This is a genomic window from Streptomyces canus, from assembly GCF_030815415.1.
GTDB lineage: Bacteria > Actinomycetota > Actinomycetes > Streptomycetales > Streptomycetaceae > Streptomyces > Streptomyces canus_F.
This window is the reverse complement of sequence record NZ_JAUSWW010000001.1, coordinates 689,187-706,008: the sequence shown is the minus strand read 5'-3', so window position 1 is coordinate 706,008 and position 16,822 is coordinate 689,187. Positions and strand designations below refer to the sequence as shown.

Sequence of the window (16,822 nt, the reverse complement as noted above, 5' to 3'; positions counted from 1 at the left end):
GTGTTCCGGGGGCCGCGGGTCTCAGTGGCGCGGCGTGACGCATCTCCAGTGCCGGTTCCCCGGTGAGACCTGGAAGCGTTGTTGCTCTCATAGCGGCGGACCCTAACAGCCCGGTACACAGGTGACAACGGTATGACTCTGTCATTTCTCAGGTGGTGCACATCTGGCGTTGTCACACATGTAAGCGCTACGCTCCTGTACGCATCAGAGGTCGTCCCTCTCGCCCCGTGCTTCCCCGGGGCTATCCCCACCCGGTACCGACCGGGAATCGAGCCGGCCATCGTCGCGGGCGCCGAGAGCAGGCCGAGACCGGCAGCCCTTCGGATGAGGCGTTCAACGGAGAGTGCAAATGATCATCGATACGGCATCGCTCGACGCCAGGTCGAGCTACAAACTTCTCATCGGCAGCGTGCTGCCGCGCGCGATCGCCTGGGTCAGCACCCGGTCGACCGCGGGCATCGGCAACGTGGCCCCGGTGTCCTTCTTCACCGTCGTCGGCCGCCTTCCCCCGATCGTGTCGATCTCCCTTCAGCCCCGCTCCGACGAGGTCACCCTGAAGGACACGTTCGTCAACATCCGGGACACCGGTGAGTTCGTGGTGAACATGGCGTCGATCGGTCACGCCGACGAGGTGCACCGCTCCGCCTTCGAGTTCGACCCGGAGGTCGACGAATTCGAGGCACTCGGCCTGGAGAAGGGCAAGTGCGAGGTCGTCGCGGCGCCCCGGATCGCCGACGCCCCCATTTCCATGGAGTGCGTGGTCGATCGGATCATCCCCATGCCCCCGATGCCGGACCACGTGGTCTGGGGGCGCGTGGAGCGCTTCCACGTGCGCGACGACCTCTACCTGCCCGGCGGGCGCATCGACATCGGTGCCCTGGGTGCCGTTGGGCGTCTGGCCGCCGAGTACTCGCTCGTCGACAACATCTTCACCACCCCCCTTCCCGAGGAGCTCGTCGAGCGTCTGCGCGTGACGCGCAGCGCGCGGCTCGATGAACGTCCGACGGACTTCTCACCCATCGACACGGCGGAATGGTCCCCTTCCGGATCAACGAGGACGGAATCGAAATGACCAGAGACCTTGTTCGCGCCGACCCGGCAGGTACCGGCGGTGGCGAGGCGCTCCCGCAGGCGCCGACACTGCTGCTCGTCCACGGATTCCTGGACGATGCCACCGTCTGGGACGGCTTCGTCGAAGCCCTGCAGGGGGCCGTGGCGACGGCGCGTATCGACCTTCCGGGTTCCGGGACCCGTGCGTCCTGTGCCGAGGACACGGAGAAGCTGAGTCTGGCCCTGTTCGCCGACGAGGTCGCATCCGCCGTCGACGACATCGAGGGACCCGTCGTGGTGGTGGGCCAGAGCATGGGCTCCCAGGTTGCCGAACTCGCGGCCGCCGCCCGGCCCGGGCGCGTCGCCGGACTGGTTCTGCTCACGCCGGTCCCGCTCGGGGGCACCCGTCTGCCCGAGGAAGCCGTCGTGCCGTTCCGGGTACTCGGCGGGAACGCGGAGGCCCAGCGTGCCGTTCGCACCCAGCTCTCGCCGGCGCTCGACAAGGAGGCACTGGACGCGCTGAGCCGCAGCGGCCTGCTGGTTGCCCCGCCCGTGGTCGCACGGTACGTCGACATCTGGAACAACGGTGTCGAGGAGGCACCGGAACAGAGCGCGTACTTGGGCCCCGTCCTCATCGTCCGCGGCGACAGCGACGGCTTCGTCACCGAGGAAGTCGTCGCCGGCGCCATCGCGCCTCGTTTCCCTGCTGCGCGTCAGGCGACGGTTCCCGGCGGTGGGCACTGGCTGCACGTGGAGTACCCCCACGCCCTGGCCCGCGAAGTCCTCGGCTTCCTCCAGAACCTGAATGCCGGCGATGCGGCCTCGGGCTGGCGCAGCGGGTTCTCGGAGCACTCCGAGAACACCTTCGCCCAGGGCTTCGCCGAGGACGTCGTGCTGGAGGCCAGCATCCTTGCCCGGCCGATCGCCGGTCGGGCGCTCGTCGCCTCCGCTCTCGCGGCCGCGAGCACCATCTACGAGTCGCTGGAGTTCACGGCCGAGGCCTCCGACGCCACCACGACCTACCTGCAGTGGAAGGCGACGGCGTTCGGCGGAGTGGCGTTCTGCGGTGTCACGCTGCTGGAGAAGAACGCAGACGGCGACGTCGTCCGGGCGGCGATTCACCATCGCCCGCTCGGAGCAGTCCTGCGATTCTCCGCCACGGTCCGCGACCGGCTGGACGGCATCGTCCCGCCCGATCACTTCTATGCGGGCGACCCGCAGCCCGCTCAGGGCGCGTAGCCCAGTAGCCCCGTCTGTCCCGTGCGGCCACCTTCAGCAACCGTGTCCGCAGGAAAGAAATGGAAGACCGATGAGCCATCTTGGGTTCGGCATCAACGACCACGTCGCCGAGATCGTCCTGGACAACCCGCCGCAGAACCGTATCGACGAACAGATGGCCGAGGAACTGCTCGCCGCGGTCGAGAAGGCGGAGTCATCGGGGGCGCGGGCGATCCTCCTGCGGGCCGAAGGGCCTGACTTCTGCTTCGGCGGGGACATCGTCACGTGGCCTGACCTCGACGTGCGGCAGCTGCGGATGCTGTTCGAGCGCTACATGTTCGCCTTCAACCGCTTCGAGCAGATGCCCGTGCCAGTGATCGCAGTGGTGAACGGCCTGTGCTTCGGCGGGGGCTTCGAACTCGCGCTGCGCTCCGACGTGATCTTCGCCGGCGAGGGGGCCCGGTTCGGGCACCCCGAGCAGACGCTGGGCATCGTCACCCTGCTTGGCGGCATCTACCGATCGGCCGCTCGTGCGGGCCGTGCCAGGGCCTACGAATGGGCACTGACCTCGGAACAGGTTCCCGCTGCCACCATGGCGCAGGCCGGAGTCGTCAACCACGTTCTGCCCGATGCCGAAGTCCTTGAAGCCGCCCGGGCGTTCGCCCGCAAGGTGGCCGCAGGGCCCACCCGGGCGCACGCCGCGCACAAGGCGCTGCTGCGGATGTGGGAAGCTGGTGGCGTGAAGGCCGCCGACGACTCGATGTTCGACATCGCCATCCCCTTGTTCGAGTCCAAGGACGTGACCGTCGCTCTTGCGTCGGCTGTGGCGGCCTACAAGGCCGGACAGCCCCGACCCACCGTCGACTTCACCGGGGAATAGGGGGGAGTAGGTCGCCTCGCGGGGCCGTCATGCCGGCGGCCCCGCTCGTGCGGTCTGGCCATGGGTCACAGGTGAAAGCGATAGGCTCTTACAGAGGCGATGCAAGCACCCTGACGGCACCAGGAGGACACGATGAGTGCGGCGGTCCAATGGCCGGCCTCGGCTCGCTACGAGGAAGTCGAACACAACGCCCCAGGCGGCCTGGGATTCGTACAGGACCTCTTGAACACAGCGAGCCTGGGCAAGCCACGTCAGCCTGACCTTCTGGAGTCCGTCGATGCGGCGGAGCAATGGCTCCGGTCCTCACTCACAACGCTGAGCAGTATCGACTCCAGCGCTCCTTCCGCTCCCAGCCCCCTCGATGCGCGGGGCCTTGGGCGCCTCCGATCGCTGCGCGACGACCTCCGTGCCGCGCTGGCCACCGGGCATGCCGACGAACCTGCCGCCGCCGTCGCCGCCCCGTCGATCGAGACGACGGCAGCCGTCAGTCTGGACCCCGGAGGCGCGCGGCTGCACGCTCGCGGCAAGGGTGTCGAACTTCTCCGCTCGTACGTCATGATCCAACTGGCCGCCGCCACCTATGCCGACACGATGCGGCGACTGAAGGTGTGTGCGAACCCGCGCTGCCGCGGCGCGTTCTACGACCGCTCCAAGAACTGCTCGCGTCTCTGGCACGACGTCACCACCTGCGGCAACACCCAGAACGTACGGGCCTATCGGGCCCGCCTGAAGGAACGCGGGCTCTCCTCGGCGCGGTGATGCGACGGCATCCGCAAGCGGACGCCGTCGCGCGCGGTGCGGGCGCTGCCGAAGATGCTCAGGCACAGAGACCGAGTCAGTCCGGCAGCAGCCGAGGCAACTGACCCGAAGCGTGGCTGACGCCTCCCGTCGCGGCACGCTGGGCAGCCTCGCCGTACGGTGTGATCTGCCCGGCGCAGTTCGCGGGGTGCTCGCCGGCTGCCGCTTCGTCACGCAGGCCGTCTCCCGCTTGCGCGCCGCGCGGCCTCGCACCGAACGCGGGCGTCGCTGATCGCGGGGCGGGCTCTGCAGGCAGCCTTCGCCGCCCTGGTCTCTCCTGCGTCAACTAGCCCCGCTTCTGCCGGAATTCCGGTGGACCGGCGGCCGGTTGCCATCGGCACCTGGCCCGAGCCGCCGCCCAGCGCTGCCTGCGCCGTTAGCTCTCAGCTCGCGACCAACTAGCCTCCGCCGGCTCGGCGCTGTCCTCGGCAACCCACAGGGGCCACGGCCGTCGAATGCTTCCATGGCGTCCAGTGGCTCTTCGCAGCTCGCGGTCCGGCGGCCGGACTCCTCCTGTGGACACTTCCTCCGGGCACATGAGGCACGCCCCCGCTGCCGCCCGCCGGATGGCCGCTGCACCGCCTGGCCCGGGACTACGGGCGGACGAAAGCGGCTGCCCGGCCCCCGGGCGACCCCTTCGACGCATGGCCCAGTTGCCCAGCGGAAGTGCGGCACAGCCCGTGGCTGACCTGTTGGGTACATAGGCATTAGTCTTTTGACTATGTACGAATCGCTGCTCCCGATGTACTGTTACCGCTGGCAGGGCGGCGTTGAGGCCGCTTCGCGAAAGGGTGATGTCACTTGATCTCGAAGGTCTGTCCGAGCGTCGCCGAGGCCGTGGCGGGCATCGAGGACGGGGCAACGATCACGATCGGTGGTTTCGGCAGAGCCGGTCAGCCCGTGGAGTTGATCGACGCCCTTCTCGAGCAGGGCGCCCGCGAACTCGTGGTCATCAACAACAACGCAGGCAACGGAAACACGGGCCTGGCCGCTCTGCTCGCCGCAGGCCGCGTCCGCAAGATCATCTGCTCGTTCCCGCGTCAGAGTGACTCCTACGTCTTCGACCGCCTCTACCGGGCGGGGAAGATCGAGCTCGAACTCGCCCCGCAGGGGACACTGGCTGAACGCATCCGAGCCGCAGGCGCGGGAATCGGCGCGTTCTTCACTCCCACGGGCTTCGGCACCCCGCTGGCCGCCGGCAAGGAGCATCGGGTCATCGGCGGGCGCGACCACGTGCTGGAACACCCTCTGCACGCCGACTACGCGCTGGTGAGCGGCCATCTGGCCGACCGCTGGGGCAACGTGGTGTACCGCAAGACCGCGCGGAACTTCGGACCGATCATGGCTGCCGCCGCGCAGAGCACCGTCGTACAGGTGGACCGCGTCGTGCAGTTGGGTGCGATCGATCCCGAGACCGTTGTCACGCCGGGGATCTTCGTCGATCGGGTGGTCGGTGTCGGAGAGCGGACATGGCTGCGTAAGGGCGCCTTCGTCGGCGCCGCGGACGCGGAGGGCAACCCGAACGCGAGCACCTTCGATTCACGGGACGAAAACCGATGACCGTTCTCAGCTCCGGCCTTTCCCGCCGCGAACTCGCCGCCCGCATCGCGCTGGACATTCCCGAGGGCTCCGTCGTGAACCTGGGGATCGGTGCGCCGACGCTCGTGGCCGATGCCATCCCCGAAGATGTGGAAGTCGTCCTGCACACCGAGAACGGCATGCTGGCGATGGGACCGGCACCAGTGCCGGGCCACATCGATCCGGATCTCATCAACGCGGGGAAGCAGCCGGTGACCGAGCGGCCCGGAGCCTCCTATTTCCACCACGCCGACTCGTTCGCCATGATGCGCGGAGGGCACCTGGACATCTGCGTGCTCGGGGCGTTCCAGATCTCCGAGCACGGCGACCTGGCCAACTGGCACACCGGCGCCGCCGACGCCATACCCGCGGTCGGCGGGGCGATGGACCTGGCGATCGGTGCCAAGTCGGTGTGGGTGATGACTGATCTGCTCACCCGGGACGGCACACCAAAGCTCGTCCCACAGTGCACCTACCCCCTCACCGGCGTGGGCTGCGTGTCCCGCGTCTACACCGACCACGCGGTATTCGACATCACCCCCGCCGGCTTTGCGGTGCGTGAGTTGTTCGGCGCCGCGACGATCGACGCGCTCACCGCGGCCACCGGACTGCACCTCAGGGATGGACGAGTAGTCCCCCTTGCCGACGGTTCCTGACAAGACGCCAGCACAATTCCGCCACTCGACGCCATGAACGAAAACGGACGAGGTCATGACCGCTAGCTTCGTATACGACGCGCTACGAACCCCTTTCGGAAAGTACGGCAAAGCACTGGCGGGCGTACGCCCGGACGACCTCGCCGCACATGTCATGAGCGCCATCGTCGAGCGGCAGCCGGACCTGGACCCGGAGCGGATCGACGACATCGTGTTCGGCAACGCCAACGGCGCCGGCGAGGACAATCGCAATGTGGCCCGCATGGGCGCACTGCTGGCAGGGTTCCCCACCAGTACACCCGGCGTGACCGTCAACCGCCTGTGCGGCTCCGGAGTCGAGGCGGTCATCCAGGGCAGCCGCGCCATCGAAGCCGGTGACACAACGCTCGTGCTCGCCGGCGGCGTCGAGTCGATGAGCCGCGCACCGTGGGTCGTGCCCAAGCCGGACCGAGCCTACCCGGCAGGCAACGCGACCATGGTCTCCACCACCCTGGGATGGCGGCTCGTGAACCCCCGCATGCCCGAGCAGTGGACCATCCCCCTGGGACAGACAGCCGAGATCCTCGCGGAACGCTTCGCCGTCTCCCGCGAGGAGCAGGACGCCTTCGCCCTGCGCAGCCATCAGAACGCGGCACGCGCATTCGCCGACGGCGCCTACGCGGCAGAGATCATCGGTATGCCCGGTGTCGACCTCGACCGCGACGAGGGCATCCGCGACGACACGAGCATGGCTGCCCTTGCCGCGCTCAAGCCGGCGTTCCTCGCGAACGGAAGCGTCACAGCGGGCAACTCCTCTCCCCTCAACGACGGTGCCTCCGCAGTACTGCTCGGAGCCGAGAACGCCCTGCCCGGAGGGCAACCCTTGGCCCGCATCACCGGGCGAGGAGTGGCCGGCAACGACCCGGACGTCTTCGGCATCGCCCCGGTGGAGGCAGCCAACCGCGCACTCGCCCGCGCCGGCAGAACCTGGTCGGACGTCGACCTCGTCGAACTCAACGAGGCATACGCCGCCCAGAGCATCGCCTGCATGCGGCTCTGGCCCGAACTCGATCCCCAGAAGGTCAACGTCGACGGCGGTGCCATCGCCATCGGCCACCCCCTCGGCGCCTCCGGAGGACGCATCGTCGGACACCTCGCACACGCACTTGCCGCACGCGGCGGCGGTATCGGCGTCGCCGCCATCTGCATCGGCGTCGGCCAGGGACTCGCCGTAGTGCTCGAAGCTTGACCGCCGGAGCGACAGGGCCGGCTCGCCACGGTCCGCGTCGCCACCGAGGCTTGGGGAGCAGTGCTGTGCGCCGTCACGTCGGTTTCGGTCTTCAGGTGCTTCAGCGGCCCTTCGCCGCGCATTACCTTTCCCGCACGCCACTCTGATTGAAGGAGAATGCTGAAATGACGCTCCAAATAGGTGACCTCGCCCCTGATTTCACGGCAGAGTCCGCCACCGGTGAACTGCGTTTTCACGAATGGCTCGGCGAGAGTTGGGGAATATTGTTCTCCCATCCCGCCGACTTCACTCCGGTCTGCACCACGGAGCTCGGAGCGGCCGCCCGGCTTGAACCCGAATTTGCCAGGCGTGACACGAAGATCGCTGCAGTGTCGGTCGACTCCGCCAAGGATCACCGCACTTGGGCGAACGACATCGCCGAGACGCAGGGCGCCCAGGTCAACTTCCCTATGATCGCCGACAGTGACCGGTCCGTTGCGGGCCTCTACGGGATGATCCACCCGAACGCATCCGACACAGCGACGGTGCGCACCGTCTTCGTCATCGGTCCCGACAAGAAGATCAAGCTGACCATGACATATCCGGCCAGCACGGGGCGGAACTTCGCAGAGATTCTTCGAGTGCTGGACTCTCTGCAGCTTACGGCTCAGCACCAACTGGCCACGCCTGCGGACTGGCAGCCCGGCCAGGAGGTCGTCATCACCCCTGCCGTAAGTGACGAAGAGGCAGCCATTCGGTTTCCCGGATATCGAACGGTGAAGCCATACCTGCGCCTGACGGACCAGCCGTAAGTCTCCCGCCGCCCATACCGGCCGATACGGGCGGAGAAAGCAATGATGTCTGTGCCGGCGCGCAGCGCCGTCCCGTTCGAAGCAGCGATCTCGGTCAGCTGCACCGTGGTCGCGCCAGCACCGCGCCCGCCCCGACCTCTGTCCCACCGGTATCACCCCCTGTAGCGCGCCGCTTCTCATCAGGCCGTCAGTGAAGGCGGGGGCCGAGGGGGAGCGCCGGCTGCTACAGGGGGCGGTGTCCGGTGACGTCCCCGCCCAGGTCGTCGGGCAGGGCGATGCGAGCGGTAACGCGTTCACCGACCGGTTCCCGCTGGATCTCGCATCGAGGCAACGGCGGACCTAGCGAGACGGAACAGCCGCCGAGCTTGTGGGCTCACTGCCCGTACGCTCGCTCGTAGAGGCTCCGCAGCTTCGGGGTGGCCTCGGCATCGCCGTAGCACGCCGGGACCTTGCCGTCCCTGGCGTAGACGAGGTAGGTCTGGCCGACAGCGAACTCCTGGCCGAATGACTCCAGTTGTCCTGCGTGGGTGTTGTCGAGCCGGACGGTGGAGGCGTCTTCGCCGCGGTACCAGTGGTCCACTCGGAGAGTGATCTGGTCGCCGTCGACGGAGGTCGCGGTGCCCTCGAAGGCGGTCGTGTACTGGCGCAGAGTGGTGACGTCGAGCTCGGCGCACGCTGTTTCCAGGCCGCCGCTTGTGTCCTGCTGAACGGTCAGGACCAGCGGGGCGGCCACGGCCGGAGGAGTGTCGCGGGTCGCCGTGACTCCCCAGGTGATGCCGGCTCCCGCCGTGAGCACAGCGGCGGCTGCTGCCGGCCAGCAGCAGGGGGCGGCGGGGGCGGTCCGATGTGCGGGGGGAGGTGCGGACTGTGGTGTCGGCGGTCATGGTGGCCTCCAGGAGACGGTCGATGTCGGGCTGGGGAGCATCAGAGGTCCGCGCCGGGTCGATGGCCCTCATCCGGGCCAGCAGTTCTTCGTCGTTCACCGGTTGCTCCTTCCTTCACCCATCTCATGTCCGGCCATGTCGTCATTCTTTCGGTCGAGCAGAGCGGCGAGTTTCTTCTTTGCTCTGTGCAGGCGGATGCTGACGGCGTTGGGGGTCAGTCCGGTCACTTCCGCGATCTCGCGCGGGGTCAGCCCCTCCCATGCCCAGAGCAGCACCACCTCACGGTCCAGGGCGCCGAGTGTGCCGAGTGCGGCGTGCAGTTCGGGGTGGTCGGCTTCCCCGGGCTTCGGCGGCGGTGCGGTACGTGTCAGCCGCTCCACCAGCCGGAGCCGACGCGCCCGTCCGCCCGCCGGGCGTTGGACAGGCAGCCGCGTGCGAGGCCGTAACACCAGGGCAGCATGGTGTCGGGGTCGGTCACGGGGCCCCTCCCGAGCCCGGGCACGTCCTCGAGACGGCGCCAGAGCACGCGCATCGTCTCCGCGAGGATGTCATCTGCCGCGTCGGCGTCCGCCCGGCGCAGCAGATATCGGTGCAGCGGCGTTGCCACCGCGCGCGCCAACGCATCGAAGCGGGCTTCTCGGGCCTGGGCACGTTCCTGCTCCAGCATGGATTCCACACCCCCACCTGTCCGGCCGGGGACTGTTCCTTTCATCGCCCGGGCACTGTACTTATCCGGCCCAAGGGAGGTCCGTCGGCCAGGGGCGGGGTGACGATGACCGTCGGCCTCATCACGGCCGCACTCTCCGGCTTCGGGGGCGACGGGCGGCCGCCAGGGGCTGCACCGTGTCCCCGCCCGGACGAAGCCTCACAGAAGACCGCCGCCCCGGTGTAGCGGAACCGCACTCACCTGCCCGCCCCGGCCCGTGGGCGGCGCGAGAGCGCCCGGCGAAGCGTCGTAAACCGATCGGTTTTCGTTTTGTCCATATCGAGTTAACCTCGCGGTATGACCACCGTAGTGAAGCCAAGTACCAGAGAGCGGCTGCTGGAGGCAGCGGCCACGCTCACCTACCGAGACGGCGTCGGCATCGGCGTCGAGGCGCTGTGCAAGGCGGCGGGGGTGTCGAAGCGTTCCCTGTACCAGCTGTTCGAGAGCAAGGACGAACTGCTGGCGGCGAGCCTGGGGGAGCGCGCCTCTGCCTTCGCGGCCGGGTTCCTGCCCCGGGCGGACGACGGCCGTTCACCCCGCGAGCGGATCCTGCATGTCTTCGACCAGTTGGAGGAGCAGGCGGGTGCGCCCGACTTCCAAGGCTGCCGGTACCTGGCTGCCCAGATCGAGCTCAAGGACCAGAGCCACCCGGCAAGCCAGGTGGCCCACCGGGTCAAGGAGAATCTGGCCGCCTTCTTCCGTTCCGAGGCCGAACGGGGCGGGGCACGCCATCCCGACCTGCTGGCCCGGCAGCTCAGCCTGGTCTTCGACGGCGCCAGCGCCCGCGCGGGGATCGGAGCCGACAAGCTGACCGGGCTCGTCACGCCCACCGTGACCACCCTGCTCGATGCGGCAGGCATGCACTGACGCATCCCCTTTTCGGGCAGGCGCCGTGACCGTGTGGCCTCCCCAGGTCGATGGCTCCCGTCTCTGATGCCCCGCGATCGAGGGGGGCGGGTGGCCGTAAGGGTGTTGACGGGCGTGCCGCGCGCCAGGAAGGCCGTCGGCTCGTCGACGTCAGCGCCCAGCGGCAGGTGCGCGGCTTCCCGGGGCTCATCCCCTGCTGCTGGAGCGTTTGGGTGTGGCGTAGTGGCCCTTGAGTGTGGAATCGGCGACCGCTGTGCGGATGACATGCTCGCGTGTCTCCTGTGCGCTGACCCTGTCGCTGCGGATGGCAACCTCAGCCTTGCGCTCGGAAACCGATCGGTTTACGATGTTGGAAACCGGTCGGTTTCTCAATGAATCCAAGGGCTGGTCCGTGGCCACGTCTCCTTCGGGCGGGCCCTGTCCGAACCACCGTCTGCAGCAGTTCAGGTCACACAAAGGGAAGCCAGCGAGATGCCGAGCACAGAGTCACGTCCCACGATTCACATCCCGGGAACCACCAGCCACACCATCGCCCCGCGCGCAGGACACCGCAGCGACGAGGGGACCCTGCGCTACCTCAGAGCGGGCACCGGCGCTCCCGTGGTCCTGCTGCACACCGTCCGCACTCAGGCCGAGCACTTCCGCTCCCTCATCCCGCTGATCGCGGACCAGTACACCGTGTATGCCCTCGATCTGCCGGGGATGGGCTACTCCGAGATCGTGCCCGGTGCGTCGTACGACGAGCCGGCCATGCGTGCGGGCGTCAAGCGGCTCCTGACCGAACTCGACCTCCACGACGTGACCCTGGTCGGCGAGTCCATGGGGGCGGTGCTCGCCCTGACCACCGCGGCCGACCTGCCCGAGCGGGTCCGGCGCGTCGTCGCGGTGAACGCGTACGACTTCCCCGGCGGGATCGCCCGCTCCAGTCTGCTCGCCCGTGTGGTGGTCAGCGGTGTCCTCACTCCGGGGGTAGGCGCGGTGGTCGCCGGGGTGGAGCCCAAGCCCGTCGTCCGCAGGATCCTGCGGGGCGGGCTGGTCGACAAGACCGCGCTGCGGGAGGACTACCTCGATGAACTCCTCCAGGTGGGCAGCCGCCCCGGCTACTCGACCGTCGCCCGGGCCGTGTACCAGAGCATGCCCAGCCTCATCGCCGCCCGCTCGCGCTACCCCGAGGTCAAGGCACCCGTCCACCTCGTCTACGGCGAGAAGGACTGGTCGCGGCCCTCGGACCGGCAAGCCGACAAGGAGCTGCTGCCGGCCGCCGACTTCACGCAGGTGCCGGGAGCAGGCCACTTCATCGCCTTGGAACGGCCCGACCTTCTGGCCGACCTGCTGAACGCGGTGGCGTGACCGCCCCGAAAGCGCTGTAGTCACCCCCGTTCGGGTGTAGTGCGGGACGGGGACCACGCTCGACCATGTGTCTGACAGCGCCGTGGCATGCAAAGGAGCAGCGCGTGGCGGAGATACGGATCGAGTTCGATGTTCCGGCGGAGATGCGTGACGGCACCGTGCTGCGCGCGGATGTCTAGCGGCCCGGAGATACGGGGCCGTGGCCCGTGTTGCTGGCCCGGCTGCCGTATGGCAAGCAGACCCCGATGATGGGCGTCGTACTCGATCCGCTGGCCGCGGCCAGGCGTGGCTTCATGGTGGTCATCCAGGACACCCGGGGTCGGTTCGCCTCCGAGGGCGAGTGGGAGCCGTGGACGTACGAGGGGAGCGACGGCTACGACACCGTGCGGTGGGCCGCCGCGCTGCCCGGCTCGAACGGTTCCGTCGGCATGATCGGCGGCAGCTACTTCGGCAACACCCAGTGGATGGCGGCACTGTCGAAGCCGCCGGAGCTGAAGGCCATCGCCCCGATGATCACCTGGTCGGACCCGGATGACGGTCTGTGGACGCGCGGCGGTGCGATCGAGCTCGGCATCACCGCGCCCTGGACGCTGATGCACGGCGCCGACACCCTGATGCGCCGTCACCGCACCGACCTCGACGGACTCGTGAGCGGCGTCACCGGACTCGTACGGGATCTGGACGGTCTGGCGTGCGGCGGTTACGGGGAACTGCCCGCCGGGCGGTTTCCCGCGTTCGCCCGGCACGATCTGCCCGAGCTGGGCTACGAGCGTTCCCGGCGGGAGCCCGAGTGGGCGCGGTCCTGTACCGTCGCGGGCCGCCACGACGAGGTCGACCTGCCCACCTTCCAACTCGGCGGCTGGTACGACATCTTCACCCAGGGCACGCTCGACAACTTCATCGCCATGCGCCGCGCCGGCCGGTCCGCCACGTTGATCATGGGCCCGTGGACCCACACCAACTGGCAGCACGTGGTCGGTGACGTCAACTTCGGATTCGCTGCGCACTCCGAGTTCATGGGCATGCGGGGACGCGTGCACGACCTGCAGTTCGACTGGTTCGCGCGCACGCTCGGCGAGGGGGCGGCGCTGGAGCCGGACACGGGCACGGTGTTGCTGTTCGTGATGGGGACCAACCAGTGGCGCGAGGAGACGGAATGGCCCCTGTCGCGGGCCGTGGACACCGACTTCCACCTGCGCGCCGACGGACGACTGACCCCCGAGCCGCCGTCCGTCGCCGAGCAGGCCGATCAGTTCACCTACGACCCGATGGACCCGGTGCCCACCACCGGCGGCGCGCTCCTGATGACCGAGGACTTCCGTCCCGGACCGCTGGACCAGGCTGCCGTGGAAGCGCGCGAGGACGTCCTGGTCTTCACCAGCGAACCACTCGCCGAGGACCTGGAAGTGACCGGCCGGGTCCGGGCGGTGCTCTTCGCCGCCACCGACGGCCCCTCGACCGACTGGGTGGCCCGCCTGTGCGACGTCGACGAGAACGGCGTCTCGCGCAATGTGACCGACGGCATCGTGAGGGTACGGGAAGCGACACCGGGCGAGCCCGCCGAGCACAACGTGGACCTGTGGTCGACCAGCATCGTCTTCCGGGCAGGGCACCGCATACGCCTCCAGGTCACCTCCAGCAACTTCCCCCGCTGGGACCGCAACCTCAACACCGGCGAACCCGAAGAGAGCGCGACCACGGTCCGAACCGCCCGCCAGCAGGTCTTCCACGACCCCGCCCGACCGTCCCGCATCGTCCTGCCCGTGGTGCCTCCGGCCTGACCGGAGCGAGGGGAGAGCCGGCCGATCCGTTGCTCCGGCGGGCAAGGGCGCCGAAGCAGCCATGTCGGCTCGGTCGAAGGGGGCAGGCATCCTGCGGCGGAGGCGATGACCTCCACCAGTCCTCGGTCAGCAGACCGACCACGTTCTGCCCGATCGGCCTGCGATGCCGCGGCCGGATACGGAGGTGGCGGCCATCTGGGCGAGTACGGCACCGGGGGCCTGGCCAAGGGGGTACGAGCGGCCCGCCTGCTCCGGGGACGTCCGGCGTGCCGCGTCAGGTCACGGTCGGCGACCACGCCACAGCCCCGGCCTGCGCTACGCCAACCTCGCGGTGCGCGGCCGTAAGGCCGGTCAGGTGCGCGCCGAGCAGCTGGCTCCGGCTCTCGCGATGCGGCCCGACCTCGCCACCGTGGTGGCTGGGGTCAACGACGTGTTGCGCCCGGGCTGCGACCTCGACGAGGTGGCCGACCATGTTGAGGCGATGTTCGCCGCCCTCACGGCGCAGGGCGCCACCGTCGCGACCCTCATGTTTCCCGATGTCGGCCGTATCACGCCGTTGGCCCGCCCGATCGGTCACCGTGTTCTCGCACTCAACGCACGCATCCGGGAGGCCGCCGACCGCCACGGTGTGGTGGTGGCGGAGACGGCCGCGCACGCGGCGGCGACCGATCCGCGGTTGTGGAGTGCTGACCGGCTGCACGCCGGCCCGCTGGGGCACGCGCGCATCGCGGCTGCCGTGGCCCAGGCGCTCGGTCTGCCGGGCAGCGACGACAAGTGGACCCTTCCCCTTCCGGCCGAGGGGACGGACATCTCTGTCTGGAGGACCGTGGGCGCCGAAGTGCGCTGGGCCGGCACCTTCCTCGGCCCTTGGCTCGGCCGCCGCCTGCGTGGCCGCTCCTCCGGCGACGGCCGCCAGGCCAAGCGGCCGGCGCTGCTTCCGGTGGCTGCGTCCGCCGGGGACACCTCCTCAGCCGTATGAGGATCCGCCCGCGACGACGCCGGCGGCTCCTCCTGCTGCACTTCTCTCTTCCTCGTTCCGGAGCTGGAAATGAGTAATGCCCACCCCTTCCGCGTCCTGCGCGCGAAGCGTCTGTGGACCGTCAACGGTGTGATCGTGGGCTTCGTGGCACTGCTGTTCACGGTGTTCTACGTCGGCGCCAACATCGACCCTGCCGGTCACCTGCACAAGCTGCCCGTCGGCCTGGTCAGCGCCGATGAGGGGGCGAAGGTCGGTGGCAAGCAGACCGACCTCGGCGCACAGATCACCCAGTCGATCAAGAAGTCGTCCCAGGGCGGAGACAGGATCGACTGGAAGGTGATGGACGAGGAGGAGATGAGGGAGGAACTGGGCAAGGGCAAGCTGTTCGGCGCGCTCGTCGTGCCCCGCGACTTCACCGCCACTGTCGCCGCCCTCACCGGCCCCGGGGCGGCCGGCAAGCCCGTCCGCCCGACACTCACCGTGCTGACCAACCAGTCCGCCGGCAGCGTGGGGTCCAGCATGGCGCGGCAGGCCGCGCAGTCGGCCTCCGCGCAGGTGGGTGAACAGCTGACCGCTCAGGCCGAGGCCGCGCAGGACCAACTGCCCGCTGCCGCGCGCCTGCTGCTGGCCGACCCGGCCGTGGTGCAGATCGAGGACGGGCATCCACTCGACTCGCACAGCGGCCTCGGTCTGAGTGCCTTCTACTACTCCCTCGTCCTCGTCGTCTGCGGCATGCTCGCCGCCAACGTCATCAGCGGCCAGGTGGACCACGCCCTCGGCTACACCCACAGCGACATGGGCCCGCTGCGGGTCCACAACCCGCTGCTGCGCGCGACTCGCGTCCAGACCCTGGCCATCAGCAGCACGCTCATGATCGGTCTGTCCCTGCTCATGGGCAGCCTGGCCCTGGCCGGTGCGGTGGGCATCATGGGCATGGACGCCTCTCACCTGCCCCTGCTGTGGCTCTTCTCCGTGTGCACGATCGCGGTTGTAGGCATCGGCGGGCTCGGACTGCTCGCTGTGTTCGGCACGCCGGGGATGCTGTTCATCACGATCTTCTACATCGCCATGGCGGTACCGACGTCCGGCGCCACGGTCCCCCTCCAAGCGCTCCCCGGTTTCTACCGCGCCCTCGGCGAGTTCGAGCCCCTGCGCCAGATCACGGGCGCCGTCCGCTCCATCCTCTACTACGACGCCCAGGCCGACGCGGGTCTGACCCGGGGCTGGGTGATGCTGGGTGTGGGACTCGCGGTCGCCGGCCTCTTCGGCTTCGGCGTGACCCGGTTCTACGACCGCAAGGGACTCCATCGCATTCCCGCCGACGAGGAACCGCAGCCGCTCCTCGGCCGGGCATAGTCCGACGACCGGTGAGGGGTGGAGCTGGTCGCCCGAGAGGCCGCCGAACAGTGACCACGGCGACGGACTTCGACGCGGTGGTCATGGGCGCGGGGCAACGCCGATCGGACTTGACGTCCACTCAGCCCGGATCCACCGGCTTGATGCCGGTGGATGGTTCTTCCAGAAACAAAGAAGTGCCTTGCGACCTGCGACCTGATCGCGTACGGCGGGCTGGAGCCGGTGGCGCGGCTGGCCGAAGGGCACGCTCTTCGACGCCTGGCGCTACCACGCAGCGTTCACCGACTCCCCGCTCGCCTTGAGGGATGCCGAGCGTGATCACCGCCGGCACGATGTCGTCGAGCAGGTGGTCGCCGATGTCAAGAACAGCGGCTTCGCCCACGCGCCGTCCGGTCATTTCCAGGCCAATGCCGCGTGGCTCGCCCTGGCGGCCCTGTCACACAACCTGACCCGCGCCGCCGGCGCCCTGGCCTCCGTGTTGCATGCCAGGGCGACCACCGCCACCATCCGTGACCGCCTGATCAACGTGCCCGCCCGCCTGGCCGGCTCCGCCTGCCGCCTCACCCTGCACCTGCCCGAACGCTGGCCCTGGAGCGAGGACTTCACCCAGCTGTTCAGCACGGTGCATGCACCGCCGCTCTCTGACGCTCCCTGAGCGACCTGCCCGAAAGGGCCCGAGACCTGTGGACAAAGTGGAAGA

Annotated in this window: 17 protein-coding genes; 14 read left to right on the top strand and 3 right to left on the bottom strand. The window is 69.0% G+C overall.

Going from position 1 to position 16,822, the window contains the following annotated elements:
- The first annotated feature begins 349 nt into the window (after window positions 1-349).
- The 8 genes from QF037_RS03275 to QF037_RS03240 all read left to right on the top strand — a co-directional run bounded on the left by QF037_RS03275 (window position 350) and on the right by QF037_RS03240 (window position 8,199).
- Window positions 350-1,072 (top strand): flavin reductase family protein, encoded by a 723-nt coding sequence (locus QF037_RS03275; RefSeq protein WP_307021594.1) that lies wholly within the window; start codon window positions 350-352, stop codon window positions 1,070-1,072.
- Complete coding sequence (locus tag QF037_RS03270) at window positions 1,069-2,289, top strand: alpha/beta fold hydrolase (RefSeq protein ID WP_307021592.1); 1,221 nt, start codon at window positions 1,069-1,071, stop codon at window positions 2,287-2,289. Before QF037_RS03275 ends, QF037_RS03270 begins: the two co-directional genes overlap by 4 nt.
- Window positions 2,290-2,359: 70 nt before the next feature.
- A complete protein-coding gene (locus QF037_RS03265) occupies window positions 2,360-3,148 on the top strand; it encodes an enoyl-CoA hydratase/isomerase family protein (RefSeq protein ID WP_307021590.1) in 789 nt (262 codons plus the stop codon).
- Between the two features lie 132 nt (window positions 3,149-3,280).
- Window positions 3,281-3,907, top strand: coding sequence for a CGNR zinc finger domain-containing protein (locus QF037_RS03260; protein ID WP_307021588.1), 627 nt, complete (start codon window positions 3,281-3,283; stop codon window positions 3,905-3,907).
- Between the two features lie 840 nt (window positions 3,908-4,747).
- The gene (locus tag QF037_RS03255) at window positions 4,748-5,506 is read left to right on the top strand and encodes a 3-oxoacid CoA-transferase subunit A (RefSeq protein ID WP_373463657.1); all 759 of its coding nucleotides are present in this window, start codon (window positions 4,748-4,750) and stop codon (window positions 5,504-5,506) included.
- On the top strand, window positions 5,503-6,180 hold the full coding sequence (locus QF037_RS03250; protein ID WP_307021586.1) for a 3-oxoacid CoA-transferase subunit B: 678 nt from the start codon (window positions 5,503-5,505) through the stop codon (window positions 6,178-6,180). The genes QF037_RS03255 and QF037_RS03250 overlap by 4 nt, the downstream gene beginning before the upstream one ends.
- Before the next feature lie 55 nt (window positions 6,181-6,235).
- Window positions 6,236-7,408, top strand: a complete 1,173-nt coding sequence (locus QF037_RS03245; RefSeq protein WP_307021584.1) for a thiolase family protein — start codon at window positions 6,236-6,238, stop codon at window positions 7,406-7,408.
- A 164-nt stretch (window positions 7,409-7,572) separates the two neighbouring features.
- Window positions 7,573-8,199: a peroxiredoxin gene (locus tag QF037_RS03240; RefSeq protein WP_046258487.1), complete on the top strand. Its 627-nt coding sequence runs from the start codon at window positions 7,573-7,575 to the stop codon at window positions 8,197-8,199.
- 373 nt (window positions 8,200-8,572) lie between these two features.
- On the opposite strand, the gene QF037_RS03235 is transcribed toward QF037_RS03240, so the two are convergent.
- The 3 genes from QF037_RS03235 to QF037_RS03225 form a co-directional block, all read right to left on the bottom strand.
- Window positions 8,573-8,995 carry a hypothetical protein gene (locus QF037_RS03235; protein ID WP_307021580.1) on the bottom strand — a complete coding sequence of 141 codons (423 nt, stop codon included), beginning with the start codon at window positions 8,993-8,995 and terminating at the stop codon, window positions 8,573-8,575.
- Window positions 8,996-9,178: 183 nt separating this feature from the next.
- Entirely contained in the window at window positions 9,179-9,463 is a 285-nt protein-coding gene (locus tag QF037_RS03230) for an RNA polymerase sigma factor (RefSeq protein WP_307021578.1), read from the bottom strand.
- The gene (locus QF037_RS03225) at window positions 9,451-9,750 is read right to left on the bottom strand and encodes a hypothetical protein (RefSeq protein ID WP_307021576.1); all 300 of its coding nucleotides are present in this window, start codon (window positions 9,748-9,750) and stop codon (window positions 9,451-9,453) included. Before QF037_RS03225 ends, QF037_RS03230 begins: the two co-directional genes overlap by 13 nt.
- A 336-nt stretch (window positions 9,751-10,086) precedes the next feature.
- Here QF037_RS03225 and QF037_RS03220 point away from each other — a divergent pair, with 336 nt between their 5' ends.
- From QF037_RS03220 to QF037_RS03195, 6 genes are all read left to right on the top strand, one after another.
- Window positions 10,087-10,656 carry a TetR/AcrR family transcriptional regulator gene (locus QF037_RS03220; protein WP_307021574.1) on the top strand — a complete coding sequence of 190 codons (570 nt, stop codon included), beginning with the start codon at window positions 10,087-10,089 and terminating at the stop codon, window positions 10,654-10,656.
- 471 nt (window positions 10,657-11,127) lie between these two features.
- Window positions 11,128-12,006: an alpha/beta fold hydrolase gene (locus tag QF037_RS03215; RefSeq protein ID WP_307021572.1), complete on the top strand. Its 879-nt coding sequence runs from the start codon at window positions 11,128-11,130 to the stop codon at window positions 12,004-12,006.
- 206 nt (window positions 12,007-12,212) lie between these two features.
- A complete protein-coding gene (locus QF037_RS03210) occupies window positions 12,213-13,787 on the top strand; it encodes a CocE/NonD family hydrolase (RefSeq protein WP_307021570.1) in 1,575 nt (524 codons plus the stop codon).
- A gap of 163 nt (window positions 13,788-13,950) precedes the next feature.
- Window positions 13,951-14,766, top strand: coding sequence for an SGNH/GDSL hydrolase family protein (locus QF037_RS03205; RefSeq protein ID WP_307021568.1), 816 nt, complete (start codon window positions 13,951-13,953; stop codon window positions 14,764-14,766).
- A gap of 69 nt (window positions 14,767-14,835) precedes the next feature.
- Window positions 14,836-16,122: a DUF3533 domain-containing protein gene (locus QF037_RS03200; RefSeq protein WP_307021566.1), complete on the top strand. Its 1,287-nt coding sequence runs from the start codon at window positions 14,836-14,838 to the stop codon at window positions 16,120-16,122.
- 298 nt (window positions 16,123-16,420) lie between these two features.
- Window positions 16,421-16,777, top strand: coding sequence for a transposase (locus QF037_RS03195; protein ID WP_373463656.1), 357 nt, complete (start codon window positions 16,421-16,423; stop codon window positions 16,775-16,777).
- Window positions 16,778-16,822 lie beyond the last annotated feature (45 nt).

Excerpts from the sequence above, each read along its gene's own strand:
- QF037_RS03275 (WP_307021594.1), top strand. The coding sequence starts at position 350 with ATGATCATCGATACGGCATCGCTCGACGCCAGGTCGAGCTACAAACTT.
- QF037_RS03270 (WP_307021592.1), top strand. The coding sequence starts at position 1,069 with ATGACCAGAGACCTTGTTCGCGCCGACCCGGCAGGTACCGGCGGTGGC.
- QF037_RS03265 (WP_307021590.1), top strand. The coding sequence starts at position 2,360 with ATGAGCCATCTTGGGTTCGGCATCAACGACCACGTCGCCGAGATCGTC.
- QF037_RS03260 (WP_307021588.1), top strand. The coding sequence starts at position 3,281 with ATGAGTGCGGCGGTCCAATGGCCGGCCTCGGCTCGCTACGAGGAAGTC.
- QF037_RS03250 (WP_307021586.1), top strand. The coding sequence starts at position 5,503 with ATGACCGTTCTCAGCTCCGGCCTTTCCCGCCGCGAACTCGCCGCCCGC.
- QF037_RS03245 (WP_307021584.1), top strand. The coding sequence starts at position 6,236 with ATGACCGCTAGCTTCGTATACGACGCGCTACGAACCCCTTTCGGAAAG.
- QF037_RS03240 (WP_046258487.1), top strand. The coding sequence starts at position 7,573 with ATGACGCTCCAAATAGGTGACCTCGCCCCTGATTTCACGGCAGAGTCC.
- QF037_RS03225 (WP_307021576.1), bottom strand. The coding sequence starts at position 9,750 with ATGCTGGAGCAGGAACGTGCCCAGGCCCGAGAAGCCCGCTTCGATGCG.
- QF037_RS03220 (WP_307021574.1), top strand. The coding sequence starts at position 10,087 with ATGACCACCGTAGTGAAGCCAAGTACCAGAGAGCGGCTGCTGGAGGCA.
- QF037_RS03215 (WP_307021572.1), top strand. The coding sequence starts at position 11,128 with ATGCCGAGCACAGAGTCACGTCCCACGATTCACATCCCGGGAACCACC.
- QF037_RS03205 (WP_307021568.1), top strand. The coding sequence starts at position 13,951 with ATGCCGCGGCCGGATACGGAGGTGGCGGCCATCTGGGCGAGTACGGCA.
- QF037_RS03200 (WP_307021566.1), top strand. The coding sequence starts at position 14,836 with ATGAGTAATGCCCACCCCTTCCGCGTCCTGCGCGCGAAGCGTCTGTGG.